The 26096-nt window shown below is 64.3% G+C and carries 22 protein-coding genes and 1 pseudogene; 4 read left to right on the top strand and 19 right to left on the bottom strand.

The features are described from left to right. The 13 genes and pseudogenes from BLR80_RS05230 to BLR80_RS05175 form a co-directional block, all read right to left on the bottom strand. A pseudogene (locus BLR80_RS05230) lies at nt 1–211 on the bottom strand (ISL3 family transposase); the annotation flags it as partial. A gap of 82 nt (nt 212–293) precedes the next feature. Further along, a complete protein-coding gene (locus tag BLR80_RS05225; RefSeq protein ID WP_171906322.1) occupies nt 294–668 on the bottom strand; it encodes a DUF4212 domain-containing protein in 375 nt (124 codons plus the stop codon). A 153-nt stretch (nt 669–821) separates the two neighbouring features. Continuing rightward, on the bottom strand, nt 822–965 hold the full coding sequence (locus tag BLR80_RS12885; protein WP_171906321.1) for a hypothetical protein: 144 nt from the start codon (nt 963–965) through the stop codon (nt 822–824). A 593-nt stretch (nt 966–1558) separates the two neighbouring features. Further along, on the bottom strand, nt 1559–3469 hold the full coding sequence (locus tag BLR80_RS05220; protein WP_092076952.1) for a sodium/solute symporter: 1911 nt from the start codon (nt 3467–3469) through the stop codon (nt 1559–1561). Nucleotides 3470–3471: 2 nt separating this feature from the next. Further along, nucleotides 3472–3741 carry a DUF485 domain-containing protein gene (locus tag BLR80_RS05215; RefSeq protein ID WP_171906320.1) on the bottom strand — a complete coding sequence of 90 codons (270 nt, stop codon included), beginning with the start codon at nt 3739–3741 and terminating at the stop codon, nt 3472–3474. A 34-nt stretch (nt 3742–3775) separates the two neighbouring features. After that, a complete protein-coding gene (locus tag BLR80_RS05210; protein WP_245691350.1) occupies nt 3776–5593 on the bottom strand; it encodes a TIGR04442 family protein in 1818 nt (605 codons plus the stop codon). Beyond that, nucleotides 5556–6380, bottom strand: a complete 825-nt coding sequence (locus tag BLR80_RS05205) for a GPMC system MBL fold metallohydrolase (protein ID WP_281241600.1) — start codon at nt 6378–6380, stop codon at nt 5556–5558. The genes BLR80_RS05210 and BLR80_RS05205 overlap by 38 nt, the downstream gene beginning before the upstream one ends. Before the next feature lie 48 nt (nt 6381–6428). After that, nucleotides 6429–8669, bottom strand: a complete 2241-nt coding sequence (locus BLR80_RS05200) for a diguanylate cyclase (protein WP_092076946.1) — start codon at nt 8667–8669, stop codon at nt 6429–6431. A gap of 152 nt (nt 8670–8821) precedes the next feature. After that, nucleotides 8822–10708 (bottom strand): YgiQ family radical SAM protein, encoded by a 1887-nt coding sequence (locus BLR80_RS05195; RefSeq protein WP_092076944.1) that lies wholly within the window; start codon nt 10706–10708, stop codon nt 8822–8824. Beyond that, the gene (locus tag BLR80_RS05190) at nt 10701–11987 is read right to left on the bottom strand and encodes an ABC transporter permease (RefSeq protein WP_216095175.1); all 1287 of its coding nucleotides are present in this window, start codon (nt 11985–11987) and stop codon (nt 10701–10703) included. Before BLR80_RS05190 ends, BLR80_RS05195 begins: the two co-directional genes overlap by 8 nt. Next, nucleotides 11984–12664 (bottom strand): ABC transporter ATP-binding protein, encoded by a 681-nt coding sequence (locus BLR80_RS05185; RefSeq protein WP_092076942.1) that lies wholly within the window; start codon nt 12662–12664, stop codon nt 11984–11986. Before BLR80_RS05185 ends, BLR80_RS05190 begins: the two co-directional genes overlap by 4 nt. Further along, nucleotides 12664–14139 (bottom strand): efflux RND transporter periplasmic adaptor subunit, encoded by a 1476-nt coding sequence (locus BLR80_RS05180; RefSeq protein WP_092076940.1) that lies wholly within the window; start codon nt 14137–14139, stop codon nt 12664–12666. Before BLR80_RS05180 ends, BLR80_RS05185 begins: the two co-directional genes overlap by 1 nt. After that, nucleotides 14136–15866, bottom strand: a complete 1731-nt coding sequence (locus BLR80_RS05175) for a TolC family protein (RefSeq protein WP_092076937.1) — start codon at nt 15864–15866, stop codon at nt 14136–14138. Before BLR80_RS05175 ends, BLR80_RS05180 begins: the two co-directional genes overlap by 4 nt. 260 nt (nt 15867–16126) lie before the next feature. Here BLR80_RS05175 and hemC point away from each other — a divergent pair, with 260 nt between their 5' ends. Continuing rightward, nucleotides 16127–17068: a hydroxymethylbilane synthase gene (gene hemC, locus BLR80_RS05170; protein ID WP_092076936.1), complete on the top strand. Its 942-nt coding sequence runs from the start codon at nt 16127–16129 to the stop codon at nt 17066–17068. Nucleotides 17069–17243: 175 nt separating this feature from the next. Here hemC and BLR80_RS05165 read toward each other — a convergent pair whose 3' ends face one another. The 3 genes from BLR80_RS05165 to BLR80_RS05155 all read right to left on the bottom strand — a co-directional run bounded on the left by BLR80_RS05165 (nt 17244) and on the right by BLR80_RS05155 (nt 19701). After that, the gene (locus tag BLR80_RS05165) at nt 17244–17753 is read right to left on the bottom strand and encodes a shikimate kinase (RefSeq protein ID WP_092076989.1); all 510 of its coding nucleotides are present in this window, start codon (nt 17751–17753) and stop codon (nt 17244–17246) included. Continuing rightward, nucleotides 17753–18442, bottom strand: coding sequence for an SH3 domain-containing protein (locus tag BLR80_RS05160; protein ID WP_092076934.1), 690 nt, complete (start codon nt 18440–18442; stop codon nt 17753–17755). Before BLR80_RS05160 ends, BLR80_RS05165 begins: the two co-directional genes overlap by 1 nt. A 173-nt stretch (nt 18443–18615) precedes the next feature. Continuing rightward, on the bottom strand, nt 18616–19701 hold the full coding sequence (locus BLR80_RS05155) for an NAD(P)H-dependent flavin oxidoreductase (protein ID WP_092076932.1): 1086 nt from the start codon (nt 19699–19701) through the stop codon (nt 18616–18618). A 153-nt stretch (nt 19702–19854) separates the two neighbouring features. Between BLR80_RS05155 and BLR80_RS05150 the strand changes: the two genes are divergently transcribed. From BLR80_RS05150 to BLR80_RS05140, 3 genes are all read left to right on the top strand, one after another. Continuing rightward, nucleotides 19855–20802, top strand: a complete 948-nt coding sequence (locus BLR80_RS05150; protein ID WP_092076930.1) for a sensor histidine kinase — start codon at nt 19855–19857, stop codon at nt 20800–20802. After that, nucleotides 20799–21503 carry a response regulator transcription factor gene (locus tag BLR80_RS05145; RefSeq protein WP_092076928.1) on the top strand — a complete coding sequence of 235 codons (705 nt, stop codon included), beginning with the start codon at nt 20799–20801 and terminating at the stop codon, nt 21501–21503. The genes BLR80_RS05150 and BLR80_RS05145 overlap by 4 nt, the downstream gene beginning before the upstream one ends. A gap of 122 nt (nt 21504–21625) precedes the next feature. After that, entirely contained in the window at nt 21626–22618 is a 993-nt protein-coding gene (locus BLR80_RS05140; protein ID WP_092076926.1) for an NAD(P)H-quinone oxidoreductase, read from the top strand. A 95-nt stretch (nt 22619–22713) separates the two neighbouring features. Here BLR80_RS05140 and BLR80_RS05135 read toward each other — a convergent pair whose 3' ends face one another. From BLR80_RS05135 to BLR80_RS05125, 3 genes are read right to left on the bottom strand one after another with little or no spacing between them, the layout of a single operon-like run. Then, nucleotides 22714–23676: an alpha-L-glutamate ligase-like protein gene (locus tag BLR80_RS05135; RefSeq protein WP_092076924.1), complete on the bottom strand. Its 963-nt coding sequence runs from the start codon at nt 23674–23676 to the stop codon at nt 22714–22716. 2 nt (nt 23677–23678) lie between these two features. Further along, on the bottom strand, nt 23679–25193 hold the full coding sequence (locus tag BLR80_RS05130) for an inactive transglutaminase family protein (protein ID WP_092076922.1): 1515 nt from the start codon (nt 25191–25193) through the stop codon (nt 23679–23681). Beyond that, nucleotides 25193–26032, bottom strand: coding sequence for an ATP-dependent zinc protease family protein (locus tag BLR80_RS05125; RefSeq protein ID WP_216095174.1), 840 nt, complete (start codon nt 26030–26032; stop codon nt 25193–25195). Before BLR80_RS05125 ends, BLR80_RS05130 begins: the two co-directional genes overlap by 1 nt. Between the last annotated feature and the right edge of the window lie 64 nt (nt 26033–26096).

Below are 26096 nucleotides of genomic sequence, written 5' to 3'. Positions count from 1 at the left end.
TCCAGACCGGCAGATACTCGAACAGGCGCCGGGGCTGCCGATCATACACGCCCCGCCGCTTGCCACACCCAGGGCAAAGGGGGCGGCTGTTGCGGCGCGGCTCGATGTCAATGACCAGGGCCTCCACACCGTCGATCAGCATGACGCAGATGGCGCCGTAAACGAACGACTTGTATCGCTCGACCTTGTTCAGTAGAGTCTTGATCAGCATTGTCTTCTTTCGGTTTGGATTGGTTAGTTTCTGCAAAAACCATCCTATCCACCCGGGGGAGACAATGCTCTAATTTTTACTGCTACCTACCCACAGATTCTGCGGAGGAGGCTTTTTTAGAATGCTCTTTTTCAAGCTTGTCGATGAACTTGCAGTACCACCAGCACAGGAAGACATACAGTGCGATGCAGAACTGCGCCGAATACCAGTAGTGGAACGGGAAGCCAAGGAACTGCGTCTCCGTCAACCAACTCTGGCCGGCCACCTGGGTCACCACCTCGCCAGTGCTGAGCGTAACCTGTGTCGTCACACTCGGATCGGCCACCAGCTTGAGCAGAAACAGGAAGCCGTAGGTCGCCACAAACCAGATCACCAGGATGAGCTTCTTCATGCTCACGTCCTTGGTCATAAATTCGCCGACCGGCCTGAAAAAGTTAATATTTACATCTCTTTCCATACCCATACCTCCTTGGTGAGAAGCCGTCGGGGAACCACCCCGGCGGACCACATAACGCGTTGTACCTTTGTTGCCGGTGCATCAGAATCTGTCCGTTTTGTGTGAGCGCCTCCTTTCGCCAAACGGGTTGAGAGCCTTAAACCATGCAGCGGATTACTGCCGATTGATGCGCGAGTAAAGCGAGCGGCGCCGCCGGCCGCTCTGTTCCCGGTGATCACTGATATAGGCGAACAGGAAACAGATCAGCGCGCCGCCGGTGATGACAGCGCCCATCAGGTAATACAGGCTGTCGTCCATGGGTACCTCCCCTTCCGCCACCTGGCTGGTAGCAGTCTGATAAAATTAAACAGCGTTCTGATCTTGATGAAACTTATGCCACAGCGGCTTTTTTACTGTCAAGTAAAATGTTGTTATACGGATTTCGCTTTGACCTGCCAACATCGCCCCCGGCTGCGCCAGCGGCTGGCCGGGGCAACGGCTAAAATCAAAAAAATGATATTGTTCAATAAGTTGCCGAATTTATTTTTTAACTCACCTCCGTGTTTTACTGCAATAGAACAAAACAGCACTACAGAAGCCCGTCGAAAAGTGGCTGGACAGTTGTTTTAAAACTGTTCTTGTCCAGGGCCGCCATCGCCCCGCTTGTTGCCCGTTTGATACCGAGTATGGCAAAAAATACCCCAATGGCAACCCCTGCAGGCGCAGGAAAAAAGAAATTGTTTTATCGGAATGAAGGGATAGTGCACGCACGGCGGTCGCCCGGCCCGGTCAGAACATCGACCAAGACGGCAACACAGCGGCAGGGTTTCAGGCGGGAGGGAAAAGAAAGATCCAGCACCGTCACCTGGGTGACGGTGCTGGTCGCAGAAGGCACAGCTGGCGGCAAACGGTCAAGCGCCGCGCCGCCGGGTCAGACGCGACACCAGTACCAGCACCAGGGTCGACAGCGGCAGCGCCACCAGGGCCGGCTGGTTGAGGGCAAAGGGCGCGTCGGCGGCCAGCAGACCGTAACGCAGGTACATTTCGGGCGACAGTAGAATCAGCAGCAGGGCGGCCACCAGGCCAGTGATAATGGAGGCCACCAGCCCCTGCCAGGTGGCCCGAGGCCAAAACAGCGCCAGCAACAACGCCGGCAGGTTGGCCGCGGCCGCCAGGGCAAAGGCCCAGCCGGCCAGATAGGACACGTTCATACCCTCGAACACAATCCCCAGCCAGATGGCGATGCAGCCGAGAACCACCGCCACCAGCCGGCCGGCCACCACCTTGTCGGTGGCACTCATCTGCAGCCCCATGAAACGATCCATGATGTCATGCGCCACGGCGCCGGACGCGGCAACGATCAGGCCGCTGACCGTGCCCAGCACGGCGGTAAAGGCCACCGCCGTCACCACCGCGAACAGCGGCTGACCGAAGGAGCGCGCCAGCAGCGGCAAGGTCATGTTGCTGTCCATCACGTTGATACAGCCCGAGGCCATGGCGCCAAAACCAAGAAAAACGCTCAGCAGATAAAACAAGCCGATGCCGCCGATGGCGACCACGGTGGAACGGCGTGCCGCTGCCTGGCTGGGCACCGTGTAGTAGCGGATCAGAATATGCGGCAAGGCGGCGGTGCCGCACACCAGCGCCAGCATCAGCGACAGGAAATCCAGCCGGTCGCGCCAGCCGCCCTCGGCCAGCGGGAACAGGCCGCCGGGCTGAAACAGGCAGGCGCCGGCCGTGCGCTGGGGATAAAACACCTGCACCGGCTGTCCACCGGCATCACGATAGACCCGTGACGGCCACAGATACAGTTCACTGCGATAGAGAACACGCAAAAAGGCCAGCGGTGACAGCGGTCCGGTACGCAGACCATCACCGCCGGCAAGTCGCGCCAGATGGCCAACGGCAAACAGCCGGCCGGCCTCCGGCGGTGCGCCGTTGTAAAGCCAGTGACCAGCGCCATCGCGCTGCTGGTACTGGGTCTGATACAGCAGCAGGGCACCGTTTTCCTCCGTGGCGAGCCACCAGGGCACTACCTCGCCATCGGTCCGCCGCAGCGGCACGAACCCGGCGGCATAAGCCGGCGACTGCTGCCAGTCGGACGCCGCCTGCCAGGCCGGATCAGCCAGTTGCAGACCAGCGGCGCTGATCTGGCCCTGCAGTGTCACCAGCGGGGTGGCCGGCGGCGCCAGGGCCGGCGGTGCCACCAGGCCGCGCTGCAGCAGTGCCAGGGTCAGCACCAGGGACACCAGCAGCAGGGCGATACCCTTGATGAACTGGATGTAGGTGGTGGAGGTCATGCCCGAGGTGGCGACAATGACCGTGACCACCACGCCAACCAGCAGCACGCCAAGATAATAGGGAATGCCCAGCAGCGGCGTGACCAGGGCACCGGCACCAACCATCTGCGGAATCAGGTAGAACAGCGATACCACCAGGGTGCTGATGGCCGCCACCAGCCGCAACGGCCGGCAGTTGAAACGGGCATCGAGGGCGTCGGTGAAGGTCAACCGGCCCAGCCGGCGCATGGGCTCGGCCACCAGAAACAGGGCCACCACCCAGCCGCACAGAAAACCAACGGAGTAGAGCACGCCATCATAGCCGACCGTGGCGATCAGGCCGCTGACACCGAGAAAGGACGCGGCCGAGAGATAGTCGCCGACAAAGGCGATACCATTGACCCCCCAGTGGATGCGGCCACCGGCAACAAAATAGCCGGCGGGTGAACTGGTGCGCCGGACCAGCTGAATCGACAGGCCGACCACCGCCGCGACCATCAGCAGAAACAGGGCCACCGCCAGACGCGACTGTTCCACCAGCATGGCTAGGGCCGCTCCCCGCCGGCGGCGTGACGCCGTTCCAACCGGCAGCACAGCACATGGTAGAGCAGCGCCAGCAGCAGGGACACCAGCAGCAACACCAGCCCCAGCAGCAAACCAAGGCTCAGGCCGGCCAGCTGGCGCGCCGGCAGCTGCGGCCAGAAGATATGCAACAGCACAAAGGCGCCATAGAGCAGGCCGTACAGCGCCACCATGCGCAATCCCATCCGGGTTTTGGCCTGCACCAGGCCGTCGGCATTCAGCAAGGGCAACATCTTCGCCTCCACAACAGGCCCGTGCCGGGCACTGCTATGCGATCTCCGCCGCCTGGCGGCGCAGTTGTTCAAGAACCTCGGTGGCCAGGCCGGTCCGTGCCACATAGGCGTTTTCCAGCTCCTCGACATAGAAACGGTCAAGTCCCGAATTGAGCAGAAAATCCTCGCGCAGCTCGGCCAGGCGCTGACGCAGAATCCGCGGCAGCAGCTGCTGCAGATAGTAGCGCTCGGTTTCCAGCTGCACCAGCAGCTGACGGAACAGACGCTCGGCGCAGGCCCGCTGCTCGGCCGTCACCAGATCAACCGCCGCCAGCACCTGCTGGCGCAGCAGCTCCACCGCCGCGCCCTGCAGGTCGCTGACATAGTCGGCCTGCAACAGCTGCTTGAGCAGGTGCAGCAGCTGACCGTGCAGCCGTTCCTCGTCGGTGATCTGCTGCAGCTGGGTCAACAGGACCGCTCGCGCCATGCCGGCACGCAGGGCCTCGCGCAAACAGAGCAGCTTGCGCCGGCCATAGCTGCCGAGAAAGCGGTTGCACAGCACATCGCTCAGCAGCAGTTCCTCGAACAGACCAGGCTGCAGCCGTTCGAACTGGCGGTAGCTGCGCTGCAGCTCGGTCAGCATGGTCTCCTGGATGCGCACCGTCACCATGAAGGCCAGATTGTTGATTTCCTTCAGGCAGCGTTCGAAATGATCGAAGGCGTCGAGAATGCCGCGCAACCGTTCAGCCAGGGCGATATCGGCGCCGCCATGAACCCGCTCATCGCAGATGCGGCTGGTTTCGAGCACGATCTGGTCAAACAGGTAGTCGCGGTTGAGCAGGGCCTGACGCTTGCTGTGCAGCAGCCGCACCAGATCCTCCCGGGTGATGACGGCGCTCAGACGCGGGTTGTCCTGCAGCAGGCCGGACAGAATCTCGCGGGTGGCGGCGATGTAGTCCTGCTCCTGGTCAACCAGTTTGTCGTAGCGCAGATGCCGATCGAGGGGTTCAAACAGGGCGGGGGGAATCTTATTGCGCGTCGCCAGGGTTTTCAGCCGCGTCAGCCGGGCGTTCTCCTGCCGGCTGATGGCGCCACGCAAATGGCAGTCCACCAGAATGTCGCGGTATTCATCGACCACCGGACGGTTATCGCGATGGCTGTACATCACCGCGATACGGATGCGGCGCTGCTGGCTCTGGCTGATGTCAAGCCGCTGGGCCAGCGCCCGCAGACGCTCGAACTCGCCATCGGGGATGGCGCGGTAACGGAAATACAGATCGCGGAACAGCTCCTGGTAGGCCAGATGTTTTTTGTGGATCAGCCGCAGCAGGTAGAAGTAGCTCTTGTGGCCCAGCAGACCGAACAGCTCGTCAACCAGACGGGCATCATCACTTTCGGCCACCCGCGCCGTGCGCTTGAGAATCTTGCCCAGCAGGCACAGCAGGCCTTCCTGCTGGGTGGCCAGGGCGCCATACACCGAGCCGGTGACAAAGAAGAAGCAGTTGCTGATGGCATGCCCCTCTTCGAAGATGCTGTCATAGGGAATACGCCCGCCGGTATCGCTGCTGAATTGCAACTCACCGTTGTCCCGGTAGCGGGCACCGAACAGCACCAGTCGGTTGCAGACATCCTTCTTCAGCAGATCGGCCAGCGGCTGTTCAACGCCGTGCATGTAGGCACAGAAGCTGCCGCCGTTACCCCAGTGGGTCAGACCGGTGGCGTCGAGCCGAATCTCGTTGCCCGGCGCGAAGATGCGCAGGCCGTCGCCACTGCGCTCGTAGAAATGGAAGCGCTGGGCATCGCGGCCGGCCACGGTGACGAAATACTCCACCGCGTCATCGATATGGCCGTGCAGGCGCAGTTCCTGGTGCATCACTTGAGGGTTCGTCTCCCGCCGGCAGACGCAGCTGCAGGCCATCGTAGGCAAAGGCCACTCCGGCTGGCAGCAATCCGGCATGGCGTGTGGCGTCCACATCGTGGCTCAAATGGGTCAGCAGCGCCTGGCGCGGCCGCAACCGCTCAATCACGGCCAGGGCCTGACTGACGGTCAGATGGCTGGCATGGGGCCGAAAACGCAACCCGCCGATAACCAGCAGTTCCAGCCCCTGCAAACAGGCCAGGGCCGCCTCCGGCACGGCACTGCAATCGGTCAGATAGGCCAACGGGCCGATGCGGTAACCCAGCACCTCGCCCTGGCCATGGGGCAGCACCAGCGGCACCACCAGGCGGCCAAACAGGTGAAACGGGCCCTCCACCGGCTGCGGCAGCAGCTGGGGCGAAAAGCCGGCGCGGGCCTCGTCGCCGAAAATATAGGGGAAACTGCGGCGCAAGCGCTGCAGCACCGCAGCGCTGCCGTAGATCGGAATCGGCCGGCCCGACAGGGCGTTGAACATGCGCAGATCGTCAATGCCGTGGATATGGTCGGCGTGGGCGTGGGTATAAAGCACCGCATCCACCGCCGTCAGGGCGCTGCGCAGGGCCTGCTGGCGCAGATCCGGGCCGCTGTCGATCAGAACCTGATGGCCGTCCCAGCCCAGCAGGGCGCTGCAGCGGCTGCGCTGGTTGCGGGCATCGCCCGAACGGCAGACGGCACAGCGGCAGCCGATCACCGGCACCCCGGTACTGGTGCCACTGCCAAGGATGGTCAGATGCAGATCCATGCCACCGTTCAATTCCGCTGGTGGCGCCGCTGGCACCCGGAGTTGCAACTATTCATATTCAGCCACCACACAGTTGCGGCCGTGCTCCTTGGCCCGGTACAGCGCCCGGTCGGCCCGCCGGAACACCTCGCCCTGCTCATCACCCGGATGCACCGTGGCAACACCGAAGCTGGCAGTCTGGGGCGGCAGGGGCGCCAGGTCGAGGCCGGCAATGGCGCGGCACAGGGACAGCGCCAGAAAACGGGCCTCGTCGAGACTGGTTCCGGGGCAGATGATCATGTACTCCTCGCCGCCCCAGCGACCGACCAGATCGGATTCCCGCGCCCGGCCCCGCAGCACCGCCGCCACGGCACAGAGCACCCGGTCACCCTGCTGGTGACCGTAGGTGTCATTGACACGTTTAAAGTGGTCAAGGTCAAGCAAAATGAGCGACAGCGGTTGCTGGTAGCGTTTTTCGCGGCGCCACTCGTAATCGAAGGTTTCCTCGATCTTCAGGCGATTATACAGCCCGGTCAGCCGGTCGGTAACCGACAGGCGTTCCAACTCGCGCGATTTCTCCTCCAGCAGCAGGTGCGCCTGCACCAATTGCAGATTAAGTTGGCGCAGGCGGCGGTTGCGGTAGACAAACACGCCGGTCACCAGGACACCCACCAGGGCGGTGCACAGCACCACCACCGGTCGCACGCCACTGCGATAGCTCACCGCCACCCACTTGTTGTACAGCCGCGGCCCTTCGCGCGGCCCCAACTCGGCCACGGCCCGATCGAGAATATCACGCAGCGCCGGCGCATCCTTGCGCACGCCAATGCCCAGATGCAACTGCAGATCGAGCTGGCCGGAGATGCGGACATCCTTATAGCCCTGGCGGGCAATGGCCTGCCCCAGGGCCGCCACCGTATCGACCAGGCCGAACAGCTCGCCACGATGCACCTTGTCAATGCCTTCGGCCAGGGAGGCCAGTTCTACCAGCTCGATGGCCGGATAGCGCTGACGGAACAGCTCGGTCACGGCATAGCCGCGCACCGCGCCGAGGCGGCGGCCAACCAGCTGGTGAGCATTCTCAATAAACAGGGCATCGTCGCGGGTGGCAACCACCACCGGCAGGTCGAGGTAAGGACGGGTAAAAATCAGCGCATCGCGCCGCGAAGGGGTATCGGCCGCCAGCGGCAGCAAGTCGGCGCGACCATCACGCAGGGCCTGCACGCTGTCGGCCCAACTGGGGGTGTCGAGCAGCCGTAGTGGCACCTGCAGCAGCTGTTGCAGCAACGCCAGATAGTCGGCGGAAAAGCCGGTATGCTGGCCGCGCGCATCGCGTCCTTCCAGCGGCATCCAGTCCGGAGCAATGGCCACCCGGATCTCGCCCAGTTCCTCCAGATAACGCCGCTGCGCCAGGGTCAGCTGCAAGCCCCCCTCGTTTGCGCCGCCGTTATCGATCAGCCAGCGGCGCCGCAGAGCGTTGAGCTCGGTTTCATCAATGCGGTCGAGGGCCTTCTGCAGGGCCGACACCAGCAGCGGATAGTCACGCCGCACGCCAATGCCCTCACGCGTTGTTTTGAACCAGTCACCGACCAGCGGCCGGCTTTCCAGATTGAGCAGGTAATGGCGGCGAATATGAAAGGTCAGTACCGGGTCGGTCGACAGCAGCCCGTCCACCGTGCCGGCGGCCAGGGCTTCGAGACCCCGCAGATGATCGGGATAGCGCACCAGTTCGATGCGGGGATAATGCGTGCGCAGCACCGCCTCATGCCAGTAACCGGCCACCACCGCCAAACGCCGGCCGGCAAAATCCTCCAGCTGTTTCGGTCGCCGGTCGTCCCGGCGGGTGGCCAGTCCGACATAGGTGTTCAGCACCGCTGTGGTGAAACGGGCATAGTCGCGCCGCTCGGGCGTATCGACCATAGCCAGCACCAGATCGATACGCCGATTGCGCAGGGCCTCAAGGGCCTGATCCCAGGTGTGATCGGTGCGATAGACGAACCGGATACCCAGACGTTCGGCCAGCAGATCGGCCAGATCGACAACAAACCCCTTGGCCTGGCCATTCTCAACATAGGCAAAGGGCATGTAATCCGGTTCGACATGCACCTCGAACAGGCGGTTTTGCTGCAGAAAGCCGCGCTCGGCCGCTGTCAGCCCCAGCGGATCGGGCGAAGACGGTTGAGCATGGGCGACCGCCGGCAACGACAGCAGCCGAACCAGCAATCCCACAAGCAGCAACCCCCACCAGAACAACGGCAGGCGCCGCCGGCTGGCTGTGCTCTCGATGCAGAACAAAGGGATCGCGGCCATGGACACATCCAGCGGCAAGCACAAGGAAGGGAAGCAGAACCTCCCGGCGGGCAACCGGCACAATCCTGCCCGGTGGTTCCATAGAAGGGCACTTTAACAGCACAAATGCCCATCGGCAACCGCGATAGCGCCGCTCGGCGGCAACCTTGACCTCAACGCCGGGGAGTGCGCCGCCGACCACGACCAGCCGGCGTCCCCGCCCGGCCAGCGCGGTCGCTGGCAGCGGCGGCAGGCGCAGCGTCCCTGCAACCGCCCGCCGGCGCGGCGCTGCCCAGCAGGCGGGCACCATCGGCCTGCCGACCACACAGGCACAATGCCTCGCGAATAGCGGCCTGTTCCTCCGGCCGATGGTAAAGCAGCACGGCCTTGTGCAGCCGCCGCCGGCGTGCCGAGCGCTCGACAAAGACCGCCGCGCCGGTCAGCGGATCACGGCCGGTATGGTAGATACAGGTAGCCAGGGTGCCGGGTGTCGGGGTGAATTCCTGCACCTGCTCCACCCGCAGGCCCAACCGCTTGAGAACCAGCGCCGTATCGATCATATCGTCGAGGGTGCAGCCGGGATGGCCGGCCATCAGATAGGGCACCAGGCCAACGCGCCGGCCGCTGGCGCGCTGATGCTGGCGAAAGGCGGCGACAAAGGCCTCGAACTGGCGCAGGGGCGGCTTGCGCATGACCTGCAGCACCCGGTCACTGAGGGCTTCCGGCGCCACCTTGAGCAGGCCGCCGATATGGTGCTCGAACAGCTCCTGGCGGTAGCCGCTCTGCCGTTCGAGCAGATCGAAACGCACACCGGAAGCAATGAAAACATGGCGCACACCTTCAAGGCGGCGCAATTGACGCAACAGCGCCACCGCCGGGCCGTCATCGCAGATCAGGTTGTCGCACAGCTGCGGATGCAGGCAGCTGTCACGCTGGCAGCGCTCGCAGCGACGGGCATCGCGCAGGGTCGTACCGTACATGTTGGCCGTCGGGCCACCGACATCACTGAGGGTGCCACGAAACGCCGGATCGCGCCGCAGCTGATCGGCCTCGGCCAGAATGGAAGCCGACGAGCGCGACAGCACCCGGCGGCCCTGATGACAGGCGATGGCGCAGAAGGCGCAGCCGCCCTGACAGCCGCGATGGCTGGTGATGGACCAGCGGATCTGCTCAAAGGCCGGGATCGGCTCGGTATAACCGGGATGGGGCCGCCGGCAGAACGGCAGGGCATAGAGGGCATCGAGCTGCGCCGGCGTCAGAGGCGGCGCCGGCGGATTGACCACCACAAAGCGGTCGCCGTGTGGCTGCACCAGAAGCGCCGCGGCATTGCGACTGGCCAGGGCGAAGGCCCGGCCATAGGCCTCCCGGTCGCTGGCCACCTGCTCGTAGGACGGCAGCTGGACACCCGCCAGCGGCGCGCTGCTGACCCAGGCACAGCCGGGCAACTGACGCAGCTCGGTCAGTGTGGCGCCGGCCGCCAGGCCCTCCACCACCGCCAGCAGGGCGTTTTCCGCCATGCCGTAGAGCAGCAGATCGGCCTTGCTGTCGATCAGCAGCGAGCGCCGCACGCTGTCGCTCCAGTAATCGTAATGGGCCAGCCGCCGCAGGCTGGCCTCGATACCACCAATCAGCACCGGCAATTGGCGGAAGGCGGCCCGCGCCGCCGCCGTGTAGGCAATCAACGCCCGATTGGGCCGGGCGCCGGCCCGGCCACCCGGTGTGTAGGCGTCGTCCCGCCGTTTCTTGCCGGCGGCAGTGTAATGGTTGACCAGCGAATCCATCGCCCCGGCCGACAGGGCAACACAGAGGCGCGGCCGCCCCATGACCGTAAACGCGGCCGGATCGCGCCAGTCGGGCTGGGCCAGGATGCCGACCCGGTAACCCCGCGCTTCGAGCAGCCGGCCGAGCAGCGGCACGCCGAAGGCCGGGTGATCGACATAGGCATCACCCGACACCAGCAGAACATCGAGCTGGTCCCAGCCACGCGCCGCCATATCGGCGCGGCACACCGGCAGAAAGGCCTGGCGCGCCGCAGCGGCCGTCGGCGGCGGCCTATTCATGGCGCAGCGCCACAATGGGATCAAGACGCGCCGCCCGCAGCGCCGGGTAAAGGCCGAACACCAGCCCCACCGCCATGCTGATGGCCAGCGCCAGCAACAGGCTGGCCGGTGTCACCAGCGTGGTCAACCCGGTCAGACGGCTGATCAGCCAGGGCAACAGCAGCCCCAGCAACAGTCCCAGCAAACCGCCACAGCCGGAAAGAACCAAGGTTTCAGCAAGAAACTGCCGCGCGATCTGGCGGCGGCGGGCACCGATGGCGCGGCGGATGCCGATTTCACGGGTGCGCTCGGTTACCGAGGCCAACATAATGTTCATGATTCCGATTCCTCCCACCAGCAGACTGATACCGGCGATGGCGCCCAGCACCAGATTGAAGGTCCGCTGGGTCTGTTCGGCCTGGCGCAACAGGGTCAAGGGCACATGCAGCACCACGTCCTGCCGGCGGTGAAACCGCTGAAACAGGCCGTCAAGCGCCGCCGCCGTGGCCTCCACCACCTGTTCACTGTCCATCTGCAGCAGCAACTGATGCAGTTCGACCCGTTCGCGCACGCTGGTGCCGGCCACCCGCCGCAGATAGACATCACCCAGGTTCTGGCGGAAGCTGGCCAGCGGGATATAGACATCGCGCGGCTGATCCGGCGCCCGCGCCCCCCCCTGGCCGGCGGCACTGCTGCGCAGCACACCAACCACCTCGTAATAATTGCTGCCGATCCGCAGGCGCTGGCCGACCGGCACCTGCAGTGGCAGCAGCTGCCGCGCCACCTCTTCGGTCACCACCGCCACCGGCTTGCGGTACTGTTCATCCAGTGGCCGCAGGGTGCGGCCGGCCAGCAGCGGCCGCGGCACCAGATCGAACCAGTCGGGCGTGGTGCCAACCAGGCGCACCTCCAGCAGCCGGCCATCCTTCTGGGCCTGTTCGCGCTGTTGCTTGACCGGCACCAGCCGCAGCAAATGCGGCAGGTTGTGACGCAACCGGTCGGCATCGGCGTAGGTCAGGCCATAAACACTGAGAAAAGAGGCGCTCTGGCGCTTCTTCTCCTGCGCCACCTCCTTGACCGATTCAGCCACCAGCACCTCGCTGCCGAACTGGCGGATCTGCTCCAGAGCCTCGTGGGCGGCGCCCTGCCCCACCGCCAGCATGGCCACCACGCTGGCCACGCCGAACACCATGCCCAGCATGGTCAGCAGCGAGCGCAGGCCATGTAGCCGCAGCTGAGCCAGCCCCAGCCGCAGATCGCGGCCAAAGGCGATCAGGGAAACGGCGAACCACGGCCTCATGATTCCAGCCGGGCGACACGCCCGTCCTTCAGCCACAGGCGGTGGCTGCAGTGCCGCGCCAGAGCGTCATTGTGGGTCACCATGATCAGGGCCTTGCCCTGCGGCGGTAGCGCCAGCAGCAGGTCCATGATCTGTTCACCGGTCGCGCTGTCGAGATTGCCGGTCGGCTCGTCGGCCAGAATCACCGCCGGATCGTTGGCCAGGGCGCGGGCAATGGCAACCCGCTGCTGCTGGCCGCCGGAGAGCTGTGCCGGCCGATGGTGCAGACGGTCAGCCAGCCCCACCTGGTCGGCCAGCTGGTGGGCCCGCTGGCGGGCGAGATCCGGCGCTGTCTGGCGATAGAACAGCGGCAGGGCGATGTTCTCCAGCACATCGAGCTGGGCAATCAGATGAAAACTCTGGAAGATAAAACCGAAACGGCGCAGGCGCAGATCGCTGAGGGCGTCGTCGTCCAGGCGGGTCAGCGGTACGCCATCGAGTTCGTAGCTGCCGCTGTCAAGACGGTCAAGGGCGCCGAGGATGTTCAGCAGGGTACTCTTGCCCGAGCCGCTGGCCCCCATGACCGCCCAGCTCTGGCCTGCGGCGATGGTCAGGTCGATATCCACCAGAGCCGCCACCGCGCCGGCATGGGTACGGTAGCTGCGGCAGGCGTGGCGCAGCTGCAGCAGCGCCGTCATCAAAGGGCTCCGCCCGCTTGCAGCGGCGGGTTGAGCAGCACCGCCGCGCCGGCCTCAAGCCCGTCGACAATCTCCACCTGGTAGGCATTGTGCCGCCCCAGTCGCACCGGCACCGGCCGGGGCGGCGTTCCCGGCTGGTAGGCCAGCGCCTGCCCTTCCTGCACCAGCACCGCCTGCAACGGCAGCACCAGGGCCTTGTCGATCTGGTCGATGAGGATTTCCACCTGACAGTTCATGCCGCTGCGCAGGGCATGGGATTCGGCTTCGAGCAGAATTTCGGTGTTGTACAGCTTCAGATCGGGATTGAGCCAGGCACTGGTGGCATCCGGCAGCACGGCAATGCTCTCCACCCGCCCGGCGAAGATCTGGCCCGGCAGGGCATCAAGCCGCACCAGCGCCCGCTGGCCAACCTGCACCTGTTGCAGGTCCGATTCATGAATCTTGGTTTCGACCAGCCGCGCGCCGGAAGCCGGCAGATAGATCAGCTCCTGCCGCTCGCGCACCTCCTGTCCGGCAGCCAGCGGCTCCACCGCCCCGCGCCAGCTGGCCTGGGTGGAGGTGGCGTAGATCACCATGCCATCCTGCGGCGCCAGCACGCGCGTCTTGGCAATCTCCTGACTGATCTTGTCGAGTTTGCCGCGCTCGCGCTCCAGGGTGGTGGTGCGCGCCAGCAGCTCGGCCTCGGCCTGCACCACATCGGCGGCCGCCTTGCGCTCGGTGCGCTCCAGCGCCATGGCGGTCTTGTCCACCTCGGCCTTGAGCTCCAGCAACCGGCGCGGATGATCAAAATCACGCAGCAGGGTCAGTCGGCCACGGCTGAGTTCCAGATCGATGCGCGCCTTCTGGGCCGCCAACTCATCGGCCTGCAACTCGGTCTGTGACAGAAAGCGCTCGTCGAACAGCACCTGCGACCAGGACCGTTTTTCCTCGGCCCGGCGCAGTTCCTCTTCAGCCAGGGCAATCCGGGCAAGGGCCTCCTGCTGCTGGGCCGGATACTCGCCCTGCTGGTATTTAGCCAGATCGTCGCGGGCAAAGCGACGCGCCAGACGGGCCTGTTCGACATCGCTGCGCGCCTGATTTTTCACCACTTCGAGATTTTCTCGCGCCTGCACGAAAGCCGCCTCGGCGTTCTGCACCACAATTTGCTGGTCGATGCGGCGATCCTGCAGACTGCTGGCATCGAGTTCGATCAGCAACTCGCCGGCCCGCACCTGGGTGCCCTCCGCCACCAGGGACAAAATGGTGGTGCGACCTTCGAGACTGTTGCTGATGACCACCTGATCGCGCGCCTTGATGGTGCCGGAAGCCAGCACGTTGATGGTCAGCGGTGCGCGTTTGACCCGCACCACCACCGGATCAACAGGAGACCGGCCACTGGCGGGCCACAGCAGCAGGGCCAGCAGCGCCAGGCCCGCCAGCAACAGAAGAAGCCCTGGCCCGGCCAGGCGCTTGTCGAGAAATCGCTCGCTTTTCACGGTTGCTCCTGAGGCGGATGCCAGTCGGTCAACAGCCACTGGCCCGCCACGTCAGGTTCAAGAACATCCAGGTCGCGCTGCAACTGCATACGGGCAATGGCGTACTGCACCTGGGCCGCCACCAGCGCGTTGTTGGCCGCCACCAGCGCGTCCTCGGCTTCGAGGGCATCGCGCATCTGGATGCGGCCCGCCCGCAGAAACAGGCTGGTACTGGTCACCCGCCGCCGGGCCACCAGCACCGCCTGCTGTTCGATGGCGATGGTTTCACGGGCCTCATGCAGTCGGCGCCAGGCACTGCGAACCTCGTACTTGACATTGTCCTCCAGAGCCTCGACCGCGCGCACGGCCTGCTGCAGATCAATCCAGCGGTTGCGCAGGGCATTGCGCTCGGCCGTGCGCTCCAGTGCCAGATCGAGTTGCAGCAGCGCCGAATACTGGCCCCGCGCCGGCCGCAGACGGGCGTCGTCCTGGCTGGCCTGACCCAGGGAGCGGCTCTCACCGGCCTGCGCCTGGCCCAGCAGGGTCAGTTCGGCGCGCAGGGCATCCTCGGCCACGCCAATGGCGCGCCGGGCATCCTCCACCTCGCCACGCGCCACCAACAGATCACGGCGCTGGCGCAACGCCAGCCGCAGCAAGGCTTTTTCCGCCGTCCCGTCATCAGCGCGATCCGTCAGCGCGGCGGCAAGGGACTGCTGCAGACGAGCCAGTTCGGCGTCATCAAGGGCCAGTTGGGCATCCGTCGGCAGGCCCAGCTGCAGCTTGAAGCGGTCGAGGGCATCGAGGCTGTTCTGCCGCGCCTGCACCCAGCGACTGCGCGCCCGCAGTTCATCCTGCAGCGCCTGGTCGACCTGCACCTCGGGCAGCCGGCCGGCATCGGCCAGGCGGCGGGCCCGGCGGCGACTGTCGATCAGGCGCTGATAGTTGTCGTGAGCGGTGCGCACCTGGTTGTTGCGTTCCAGCACCTGCAGATAGCTGCTGGCCACGGCCACGGCAAAACTGCGGCGGTAACGGTCGAAGGACCACAGGCCATAGAGCAGATCGCGCTCGGCCTGCTGCAGAGGTTCGGTCACCACCGCCTGCCCGGCGCCACGCAGCAGGGGCACGCTGATGCTGGCATCGGCGACCAGTCCGCGCGACACCAGCCGGTCGCCGCTGAGCAGCTGCACCAGATCGAGGGCCAGCCCCGCGGCCAGACTGGCGCCCTGCCGCAGCTGGCGGGTCAGCGCCAGATCGCCGCTGTGCTGCAGCCCTTGGAGGATCGGTCTCTGGCTCCGGTCCTGCGCCCAGAGGCTGCCGAGCAGACCGCGCCAGCTGGTGCGAAACCGTTCCTGCTCCAGATCCAGGGCCAGGGCCGTCTGGAACAGCTGCTCCTTCTGCAACTGGTAGTCACGGCTGTAGCCGGCGGCAATTTCAAGGGCCAGCGGCAGACTCAGCAGCAACGGTCCATCGGCGGCTTCGGCCGGGGCCGCGGTATCAGGGTCAACCGCCGGCGCGGCGGCGACCGGCCAGCCCTGCTGCTGCAGCAGCCGCTGGCGCAAGGCACGGCGTACCGGACTGAGCTGGAAGTCGGCCACCTGCCCCAGGGCCTGCTGCTGTTGCCGCACCAGGGCATGGGCCACTTGGTCGGCCTGCTGCAACTGCGCCGGCGGCGACGCACAACCCGCCAGCACGGCAGCGGCCAGCAGGGCGCCAGCAACCGCAGGATTCCACCACCGTCCGCCACCCACTGCCGATCGACCTCCTGAGTATTTGAAAAAAGAGTTAATAACTAGCACAGCCACGCCCACCAGGCCAGAACGAAGGCGGCGGCCGACAGCTTTTCCTGGCAGCCGCCTCCTGCTTGACAGGGGGGGCGGAAGCTGAAAAAATGCGCCGGCTGCGTCAGTACGGGCATCTGGCCAGCACCGCGCCGGCAGGTCTGTGCTCCCGCCGGTTTTCATTTTGTGGCCTGGCCTTTATGCCCCAACCGTCCGACAGGAGTGATTCCATGGCGAACCCCGTACGAATCGGCACCCGCCGCAGCAAGCTGGCGCTGTGGCAGGCGCATCATGTTGAAGACCTGCTGCACCAGGCGGGTCTGGAAACCGAAATCGTTGAAATCGACACCCGCGGTGACCAGATTCTCGACGTGTCCATCGCCAAAATCGGCAGCAAGGGCGTCTTCACCGAGGAGCTGGAGGATCAGCTGCGTTCCGGTGCCATCGACATCGCCGTTCACAGCGCCAAGGACATGCAGTCGGAACTGCCGGCGGGCTTTGAGATCATCGCCTTCACTGAACGCGAGCAGATGCACGACGTGGTCGTCAGCCGTGACCGCACGGTGCGACTGGCCGACAGCAGCCGGCCAAGGGTGATCGGCTCGTCCTCGGTGCGGCGGCGCGCCCTGCTGCAGGCCTATTATCCCCACCTGCAGGTAATCGAGATGCGCGGCAACCTGCAGACCCGCATCGCCAAGATGGATGCCGGCCAGTGTGACGCCATCCTGCTGGCCTTCGCCGGCGTTCACCGCATGCACTATGATGAACTGATCGTCGAGCATCTGCCGCTCGACCGTTTCATCCCGCCGGTGGGCCAGGGCAGCGTCGCCATTGAGGCGGCCACCAGTCTGAGCCCGGAGCGGCGCCGCATCATCCGCCAAGCGGTGAACCACGCCCCCACCGAAGCCTGTCTGCTGGCCGAGCGCGCCTTTCTCAAAACCCTTCATGGCGGCTGCAGCATTCCGGCCTTTTGCCTGGCCCAGCGCGTCGGTGACGACTGTCTGAACGTGACCGGCGGCATGATCAGCCTTGATGGCCAGCAGATCATCAAAAACAGCCTCAGCGGCTCCTGCCCCCAGGCCGCCCAGCTGGGCAGCCGGATCGCCGAGCTGACCCTGGAACAGGGCGGCCGCGCCATTTTACAGCAGATCCGCCAGCAACGCGGCGAATAGCCGTCGGTCACGGCCAGCGATTCCTTCTCGGCCTGTCATCCTTTTGCCCTGGCGCTCCGGTGGCAGATGAGCGCGGCAGACGGCTTGCCTTTCTGGTCCGCCCGAACAAGAACGGGCCGCCTCAATCCCGGGGCGGCCCGTTCTTTTTCAGCGGCGGCGACAGCTCGTCCCGCCCTCAGGCAAGCAGCTGATCGGCGATGCGCTCGGCCAGTTCTTCCTGGCCGCCCCGATTGGCATCGATGGTGATCTCGGCGTAACGGCGATAGAGCAGCAGCCGTTCCTGATACAGGTCGGCAAAGCTCTGTCCCGGCGCACAGGCAATGCCACGACTGTCGAAGTTGTGAATGCGGCGGCAGATCTCGTCAAAGGCAACATCGAGAAAAACGATGGTCGACAGGCGCTGCAGATGAGCCATGGCCGCCGCACTGTAGACGGCGCTGCCGCCGGTGGCGATGACATGACGCTCGACCTGCAGCCGCAGGATTTCCTCTTCCTCGATGCGGCGCAGTTCGAGATAGCCGGCCTCATCGAGAATCTGCTGCAGGGCCTTGCCGCGGTTGACCTGGATCAGCACATCGGTATCAACAAATCCCAACGACAGCCGTTTGGCCAGCACCACGCCCAGGGTGCTCTTGCCAGCGCCGGGCATGCCGATGAGGGTCAGGTTGCCCAAATCGGCCGGCATCATGGCTGTCGCAATTCCCCGACAACAAATTGCGCCCAGACCCAGCCATAAGTGCCATCGGGCAACTGCACATAGTACCAGTCGGGCGCGCTGCCCAGCACCACCAGGGAGGTGCCGGCCGTCACATGGCCCACGACCGGCTGCAGCCGGCTGGGCCCGCTGCGCACATTGAGCATCTCGACCTGAACCCGCACCTGGCCGAGAGCCTGGGACGGCAACGGCAGACGCTGGGGCGGCGGCGGTGGCGGAGTCGGCGTCACCAGGGTGGTCATCGGCGCCTCCACCACCCGGTAGCCACTGGCCATCGGCTGATAGTAGATGCCATCGTAATAGGCATAACTGAGGCCGGCGACATTGAGCATCACGTAGCCGGTCGGCAGCCAGTTGACCACCAGTCCGACCGGCGGCCGCACCACCCGGTAGCCATGGTGCAAAGGACGATAAAAGGTGCCGCGATGCACATAATGCACACCATGGCGCGGGCTGTGCAGCCGCCGGGCCCCCTGCGGCGGGCGCCGTACCTCGCGACCGAAATCCGGCCGCGCCGGCCCGGAGAAACCGTGCCGCTCAGAATGACGATGCTCGGGCGCACGGGCCGAGGCCGGCGCAGGCCAGGCCAGCGGTGCCACCAGAACACAGCCCAGGGCGGCAGCAGCCAGACCGGAAAGGGAAAAGAAATAGCGGGACATAGACTCCTCCTGGGGCGCGGGCAGGCACCGGTTCGGGCAACAACACAAGGCTGAGGCCAGGCCGTTCAAGGCCTTCTCAGTGCCCTGTTATAACACAGATTCGGCAAACAAAAAGCCGGGTCGGAAAGGACTCCGGCCCGGCAGGAACAACAGAAGGGTGGCAAATAACGGCACTAGCCGGCACAGGCCTGGGGCATTGCCACAGCGCCGAACAGTTCCTCAAAAATCTCGGCCACGGTTTCGATGCGGTCGGCCTTCCAGGCATTGCTGCCGCAGAAGATCAGGCCGCTGGCGCGATCGCCCCGCTGGGCGCGGTCGAGGGCATGAACGATGCAGAAGCGCTCCTGACCGCTTTTGTAGGCGCATTTCTTCAGGCAGCCCGACGGACAACGCACCTGGCCCTCGATATCGTGGGCCCGGATGGCTTCGATATTGCCGCAGATCGCCCGTCCCGGCAGCCCGGCCGGGCTCATGATCAGGCCGATATCCTCCTTGCGGCAGTCAAGATAGGCCTGCTTGAACTCCGGCGCGGCATCGCATTCCTCGGTGCAGACAAAACGGCTGGCCATCTGCACACCGTCGGCGCCCTGCGCCAGGGCGTATTCGACATCGGCGCGGTCCCAGATACCACCGGCGGCGATCACCGGCATGTCGGCCTGCCATTCCTCGCGAAAATAGGCCTTCACCCCGCGCACGGTGGCATACTGGTCGTAACTGCCGTTGCCGATATTCTCCAGCTTCTCACCCAGATGACCACCGGCGGTGTCGGGATCCTCCACCACCACCGCGTCGGGCAGACGCTGGTAGGCCTTGTGCCATTTACGGGCGATGAGTTCGGCCGCCTTGACCGAGGAAACAATAGGTACCAGCGCCACCTCGGGATAATCCGCCGTCAACGCCGGCAGATTCAGCGGCAGCCCGGCACCGGAAACAATGATCTTGGCACCAGCTTCACAACTAGCACGCACGATATCATCGTAATTGCTCACCGCCACCATGCAGTTGGTGCCGATGATACCGTCCGGCGCAATTTCGTAAGCCTTGCGCAGCTCCTCCTTCAGCGCCAGCAGATCGGCCGCAAAGAAGTTGCGGCCGGTATAATGCGGGCTGTTAAGGGCCAGGCCGGCCGTGGCGATCAGGCCGACGCCACCGCAACGGGCCACCGCGCCGGCCAGGCCGGCAGCCGATACCCGCACGCCCATGCCGCCCTGGATCAGAGGATAGGGAATCTGGTGTTTTCCGATTTTCAATGGCATCATGAGCGGACCTCCTTTGCTGCGACCGGAGCGACAGGCCCTGCGCCCGCAGCGCCGGAACTGTTTCCGGGAAACACCCCCGATGATAGCAAAGAGGCCCCCTGTGTCCGTGTAATAGTTCTGTAAAAGCCCTTCGATCCCCTAAGGAAGCCGGCCATGAAATGGCAACGCCCCAGTCTCAATCCCCTGCTGGCCTTCATCGCCATCCAGTGCGCCTGGCTGGCGGTGGTCGGCTTCTGGATCTACTGGTTTCTCGGCAGCCACCAGCAACTGCGCAGCCTGGCCGAAAAGTACAGCCCGGACCTGCTCGAACCGGGCATCAACTGGCTGATCCTGCTTGAAGGCCTGCTGCTGCTGATTGTCATTCTGGTCGGGGTCTACGTCATCTTTCTCTACTGGCGCCGTCAGCTGGCATTGAACCGGGAGCAGAAATCGTTCATCTCGCAGGTCACCCACGAACTCAGAACACCGGTAGCCTCGCTGCAGCTGCAACTGGAAACCCTGCAGCGCCATCGACCCGCCGGGGCCGACCTTGATCCCTTTATCCAGGCCATGCTGGCCGATACCGCCCGCCTCAGCAGCCTGATCACCAAGTTGCTGACCGCCAACCGGCTGGAACAGAGCCGCTGGCGCCTGGCCCTGCGGCCCTGTGACCTGTCGGCCTATCTGCGCAGCTACCTGGCCGAATGGCAACAGCAGCAGGGCGACGCCGTGCAACTGAGCAGCCAGATCGCCGATGGCATCTGCGTGGTGCTGGAACCCGAAACCTTCGCCATGGTGCTGCGCAATGTGCTGGAGAATGCCGTGCTCTATTCACCCACACCGGCCCGCATCCAGGTGCGGCTGGAACGACGCGGCCGCCTGTGCCTGCTGGTGATCCGCGACGAAGGCCGCGGTCTGCCGGCCAGCGAACAGCAGCGCGTCTTTCGCATGTTCTATCGCCACGGCCAGCAAAACCCTCGCATCAAGGGCTTCGGCCTGGGACTGTTCATCGTCAAGGCCTTGATCAAGCGCCACAAGGGCCGGGTCAGCCTGTACAGCGCGGGCGAAAACCGCGGCTGCACCCTCACCATCCGCCTGCCCCTGGCTGAGAACAGCAAATGAGCGCCGCCCATCTGCTGCTGGTGGAGGATGAACAGCACATTGCCGCCGCCCTCTGTTTCAATCTGCGCCAGGAAGGCTATCAGGTACAACAGGTGGACAGTGGCGAGGAAGCCCTGCAACGGCTCAGCCACGAAACCTTCGATCTGGTCATTCTCGACCGCATGCTGGCCGGCGAGCTCGACGGTCTGCAGGTCTGCCAGCGCATCCGCCGCATCGAACCACAGCTGCCGATCCTGCTGCTTACCGCCCTGGGCGAGGAAGCGCAACGCATCGCCGGCCTGGCCGCCGGCGCCGACGATTATCTGGCCAAGCCCTTCAGCCTGACCGAACTGCTGCTGCGCATCGCCGGCATGTTGCGGCGCAGTGCCTGGTACCGGCCACAGTACAATGAACTCAGCCGCTATCGTTTCGGCGACGCGGAGGTCAATCTGATCAGCGGTGAAGCCTGTCGCGCGGGGCAGCCGTTCCAGCTCACCGACCTGGAACTGCGCATGCTCAAGCTGTTCATCAGCCACGAGGGCGAGATCTTAAGCCGCGCCTTCCTGCTGAAGTCGGTCTGGGGCATGGCGCCGGACACCGAAACCCGTACCCTCGACAACTTCATTGTCCGGCTGCGCAAGTATTTCGAAAAAAAACCGGCCCGGCCACGCCACTTCCTCACCGTGCGCGGCCGCGGCTACCGCTTCAACCCCGAGGGCTGATGACCGGCCCGTGCCGCGCGAAAGCGGTTGCGCCGGCGCGGCAAATCCCTATAATCGATACGGCGTTTTATTTATTTTGGCAAAAGGGTTCTCGACAATTTTAATTCAGAAGGAGATGTATGATGAAAGCCGTACTGCTCGACGGATTCGGCGGACTGGAGGTTCTCAAGGTCGGTGAGGCGGAAAAACCCGCGCCCAAGGCCAACGAGGTGCTCATCCGGGTGGCCGCCACCAGCATCAACCGCCCCGATCTGGTGCAACGGGCCGGCAAGTACCCGCCCCCGCCCGGCGACTCGGAGATTCTCGGCCTGGAAGTGGCCGGCGTCATCGAAGCCGTCGGCAGCGAGGTCAGCGGCTGGCGCATCGGCGACCGGGTCATGACCCTGGTGGGCGGTGGCGGCTATGCCGAATACGCCGTGGCCTACGCCAGCCACCTGATTCCGATTCCGGCGACCATGAGCTTCGAGGAAGCCGCCTGCGTCTGCGAAAGCTACATCACCGCCTTCCTCAACGTCTTCATGATTGGTGAGCTGCAGGACGGCCAGACCGCGATCCTGCACGGCGGTGGCGGCGGCGTCAATACGGCGGCCATACAGCTGGCCAAGGCTCTCACCCCCAGTACCAAACTGATTGTCACCGCCAGTCCGGCCAAGCTTGAGCGGGTCAAGCAGCTGGGTGCCGATCTGGTCATCGACTACACCCAGACACCGGACTTCTCCGATCTGGTCAAGGAATTCACCAACAAAAAAGGTGTCGATGTCATCCTCGATCATGTCGGGGCCAAGTACTTGGCCCCGAACATGAATTCGCTGGCCTACAAGGGCCGGCTGGTCATCATCGGCGTCACCAGCGGCATCAAGGCCGAGCTCAATCTGGCCCTGATGATGGTCAAGCGCCAGCAGATCATCGGCAGCGTGCTGCGCTCGCGGCCGGTGGCGGAAAAAGGCGAAATCGCCGCCGAGTTCACCCGTCGCGCCCTGCCCCATTTCGCCGAGCGCCGCATCGTGCCCATCATCGAGCAGGTGTTCGGCCTTGACCAGGTGGTTGAGGCCCACCGCATGATGGAGGAAGACAAGCATTTCGGCAAAATCGTGCTCAAGATCGCCGATCTGTAAGTCCCCCCAAGCAAGCCACAAAAAAAGCGCTCCTCAATGCGGGAGCGCTTTTTTTGTGGTCGCGGCAAAGCGGCAACGGCGGGGTGTCCTCCGCTTCAGGGTGTCAGCTGCGGCTGGCCAAAGGCCTCCATGGCGAACCGCACCCGGTCCTCGACCCGGACATGACGTTTGCGCAGCTGCTCGATGCGGCGCAGCCGCGGCAGCAGACCGCTGCCATTGGCCACCTGGATCGCCAGACCGGGCCGGGCGTTGAGTTCGAGCAACAGCGGGCCGCGCTTTTCATCGAGAATGAAGTCGGTACCCAGATAGCCCAGGCCAGTCATCTCGTTGCAGCGCGCCGCCAGCCGCAGAATCTCCGGCCATTCGGGCAGTTCGATCTGGTCGAAGGCGCAACCGGTATCGGGATGGACGCTCAGCGGCCGGCTGTACTGCACCGCCTTGAGGCAGCGACCGGTGGCGATATCAAGCCCCACACCGACGGCACCCTGGTGCAGGTTGGCCTTGCCATCGGAAGCCCGTGTCGCCAGACGCAGCATGGCCATCACCGGGTAACCCTGGAACACGATGACGCGGATATCGGGCGCGCCCTCGTAGGAATAGTTGGCAAAGCGCGCATCGAACGAGATCAGCTCCTCCACCATCACCTGGTCCGGGGTTCCGGCCAACGAATAGAGACCGGCGAGGATATTGGACAGATGGCGTTTGAGATCCTCCGGCTGCAAATGAACGCCGGAAGACTTGACAAAGGCCTCGCCGTCACGCCCCTTGATGATCAGGATACCGCGCCCGCCGGAACCCTTGGTCGGCTTGACGGCAAAGCCGTTGAGATTGTCGAACCAGCGACCAACCTGGCGGATGCGGTACTGCTCACGCACGACAAAACGCAACGGCGGCACCGGAATGCCATTGCGGCGGGCCAGTTGCTTGGTCTTGAGCTTGTCATCCACCAGGGTATAGAGCTGACGCGGGTTGTAACGGCTGATGAAGTCGATATTGCGACAGTTCATTCCCAGAATGCCGAGTTCGCGCAGGCGCGCGGGCGAAATGAACCAGCTCACGGTCAGGACCTCGGCAGCATGGAACGGAAACGGCGCAGTTCCAGCAGGCGATAGCCGGTATAATGCCCCATCAACAGAATCAGCGCCACAATGATCAGGTTGATCTCGGGAAAGTGAAAGCTCAGGTGCGCCATCAGCGGCCAGGTCATCAGCAGATAGCCGAAAACGGCCACCAGCAAGCTGCCGCCGCCCTGAATGATCACCTCACGCGGGCCTTCATCCTCCCACAGAATCGACATGCGCTCGATGGTCCAGGCCACGATAATGACGGGAAAGAAGGTGACCGTCATGCCGGTGTTGTAGCCCAACTGGTAACCGGTGAGACTCAAAAACAGCACGATAAAGATGACGATGATGACAATGGTGGAGATCCGCGCCACCAGCAGCAGGTTCAGGGCCGACAGATAGCCGCGCAGCAGCAGGCCCAGCGCGACAATGGCGATAAAACCGGTCAGGCCCGGCAGTAGGGCCGTCTGGTAGAACGACAGGGCGATGAGCACCGGCATGAAGGTACCGGCGGTTTTGAGCCCGACCAGAACCCGCATGAACACCATCACCAGCACTCCCAGCGGCAGCACCAGCAGGGTTTTGAGCATGTTCTGTTCCTCCACCGGCAGCTTGTGAACGCCGAAGAAGGCCAGCTTCGACTCCTCGGTGGTGGTGTGGGCCAGCTGTACCGCTGAGAGGCTCTGCCGCAGCATGGAAAAGCGCACCCGTGAGTTATAGGCGCCCTGCACATCAAGCAGGGAGCGGCTGCCCTGATGCCAGAGCAGAAAATCCTGCGGCAGACCCTGGGCACCGGTGCGCAGATCGAACGGCAGCCAGCGCTGCTGGTGATAGATCTCCAGCACCGGCGTCAGCTGCTGGTTGCGGCGGCCATCCTCCAGTTGCAGCCCCATGGCGATGCGGGCGGGAATACCGGCGGTGTGCAGCAGTTTCTGCAACAACTGGGGCAGCAGGGTCTGACCCAGCAGCAGGGTGGCGTTCTGGTCCGGCACCGGCGCGAGCAGTTGCTGGATCAGCGCCCGGGTCATGCTCACCGGATCACTCGATTGCTGATAGGCTGTTTCCAGCAACTGTTGCGCCGCCAGGGACTCGGCGGCACTCCACAGCGCCGCCTCCGGTGGCGCCGGCACTTCCTCCCCGACCGCAGCCGGAGCGGTGGCCAGCGGCACAGCCTGCACCTTGTAGTACAACACCTGCGGACCACGCGCCGTGCGAATCGACCATTCACCACGGCGGTCGCTGCTGCGCTCAAGCACGGCAAAACCGTAGCCCGGCGAAGCGGTCTGCTCGTCGGACAGCGAAAAACCCGGCGGATTATCGGGCAGATCCAGGCTGATGGTGACCGGCTCGCCCTTGGCGGTAAAATCGACCCGGGCCTCCACCAGCCAGATGGGCGTCTGCACCCCCGGCACAAAGGGAATGCCCATGCGTTCGTGGCGCAACCAGGCCGTCAGAAGGCCAGCGACGATCAGCAGCAACACCATTGGATAGAAAAACAGGCGCGAATTCATTATTTGCTGCCCTTGCCAATCGCGGGTTTGGCCGGCTGATGAGGCGGGGCGATATTCTCCTCACTGACATCGACCAGCATCATATCCAGCAGCACATTGCGGCCAATCAGCACCGGGAAATCCATATGGCTGCGATCCGACAGGGTAAATTCGGCGTTCTGGTTCACCTTGCCGATGGTCACACCCAGCTCCACCACCGGCCGGCGCTCGGAATCGTCGGTATTGGACTGCAAAATGCGGACAAAGCGGACCACCCGGCTTTCGAGCAGGGTTTCCTTGTTGTTCTCCGGGTTCACCAGCATAAAACGCACCCAGGGCGCGCCGTTACGCTCGAAAATCTCCAGATTGCGCGCGTCAAGGGACGAGGTGGTGGCACCGGTATCGATGCGCGCCGGCAGCACCACACCAGGCGGCGCCAGATAGACATGCTCAATGGCGCCAACCACCTGTTTATCGCGTGCCACCCGCAAAGGCGCCGGCGGCGCTGGCGCCGGTCGGCTGGCCGTGGCCTTGGGCTCGGCAGCCACGATACGCAGGGCGCGAACCTGATCCTCCCACTGCATCTGGCGCTGCAACTGGTCGCGCTGGCGTTCATCGAGTTCACGCAGCCCTTCGTTAACCTCCAGGTGCGCTGCCCGCAGGGTCTGCTGGGTCTGGCCCAGCTCGTCCTGCAACCGATCAAGCTGTTGCTGCTGCTGTTGTACCCGCTGCTGCAGTTGCTGCCAGTCCGGCTGTTCAACCAACAGATATTCCGGCAAACAGGCCGACAGCAACGGGGTCAGGAAAAACAGGGCGACTGTCCGCAGGGTGCGGGCCATCCAGAACGAATTCAGGGACATGACTCTCTTCGATCCGACAAGGGGTTGATAACAGCAACACTCCGGCAGGCGCAGGCCGGAACGC

The sequence above is a fragment of the Desulfuromonas thiophila genome (assembly GCF_900101955.1).
GTDB classification, from domain to species: Bacteria; Desulfobacterota; Desulfuromonadia; order Desulfuromonadales; family Desulfuromonadaceae; genus Pseudodesulfuromonas; species Pseudodesulfuromonas thiophila.
The sequence above is the reverse complement of the archived record's forward strand: the minus strand, read 5'-3'. Positions and strand labels throughout refer to the sequence as shown.

Coding starts and splice junctions, on each gene's coding strand:
- BLR80_RS05225 (WP_171906322.1), bottom strand. CDS start 668: ATGGAAAGAGATGTAAATATTAACTTTTTCAGGCCGGTCGGCGAATTT.
- BLR80_RS12885 (WP_171906321.1), bottom strand. CDS start 965: ATGGACGACAGCCTGTATTACCTGATGGGCGCTGTCATCACCGGCGGC.
- BLR80_RS05220 (WP_092076952.1), bottom strand. CDS start 3,469: ATGCTGGTGGAACAGTCGCGTCTGGCGGTGGCCCTGTTTCTGCTGATG.
- BLR80_RS05215 (WP_171906320.1), bottom strand. CDS start 3,741: ATGTTGCCCTTGCTGAATGCCGACGGCCTGGTGCAGGCCAAAACCCGG.
- BLR80_RS05210 (WP_245691350.1), bottom strand. CDS start 5,593: ATGCACCAGGAACTGCGCCTGCACGGCCATATCGATGACGCGGTGGAG.
- BLR80_RS05205 (WP_281241600.1), bottom strand. CDS start 6,380: ATGGATCTGCATCTGACCATCCTTGGCAGTGGCACCAGTACCGGGGTG.
- BLR80_RS05200 (WP_092076946.1), bottom strand. CDS start 8,669: ATGGCCGCGATCCCTTTGTTCTGCATCGAGAGCACAGCCAGCCGGCGG.
- BLR80_RS05195 (WP_092076944.1), bottom strand. CDS start 10,708: ATGAATAGGCCGCCGCCGACGGCCGCTGCGGCGCGCCAGGCCTTTCTG.
- BLR80_RS05190 (WP_216095175.1), bottom strand. CDS start 11,987: ATGAGGCCGTGGTTCGCCGTTTCCCTGATCGCCTTTGGCCGCGATCTG.
- BLR80_RS05185 (WP_092076942.1), bottom strand. CDS start 12,664: ATGACGGCGCTGCTGCAGCTGCGCCACGCCTGCCGCAGCTACCGTACC.
- hemC (WP_092076936.1), top strand. CDS start 16,127: ATGGCGAACCCCGTACGAATCGGCACCCGCCGCAGCAAGCTGGCGCTG.
- BLR80_RS05165 (WP_092076989.1), bottom strand. CDS start 17,753: ATGCCGGCCGATTTGGGCAACCTGACCCTCATCGGCATGCCCGGCGCT.
- BLR80_RS05160 (WP_092076934.1), bottom strand. CDS start 18,442: ATGTCCCGCTATTTCTTTTCCCTTTCCGGTCTGGCTGCTGCCGCCCTG.
- BLR80_RS05155 (WP_092076932.1), bottom strand. CDS start 19,701: ATGATGCCATTGAAAATCGGAAAACACCAGATTCCCTATCCTCTGATC.
- BLR80_RS05150 (WP_092076930.1), top strand. CDS start 19,855: ATGAAATGGCAACGCCCCAGTCTCAATCCCCTGCTGGCCTTCATCGCC.
- BLR80_RS05145 (WP_092076928.1), top strand. CDS start 20,799: ATGAGCGCCGCCCATCTGCTGCTGGTGGAGGATGAACAGCACATTGCC.
- BLR80_RS05140 (WP_092076926.1), top strand. CDS start 21,626: ATGAAAGCCGTACTGCTCGACGGATTCGGCGGACTGGAGGTTCTCAAG.
- BLR80_RS05130 (WP_092076922.1), bottom strand. CDS start 25,193: ATGAATTCGCGCCTGTTTTTCTATCCAATGGTGTTGCTGCTGATCGTC.
- BLR80_RS05125 (WP_216095174.1), bottom strand. CDS start 26,032: ATGTCCCTGAATTCGTTCTGGATGGCCCGCACCCTGCGGACAGTCGCC.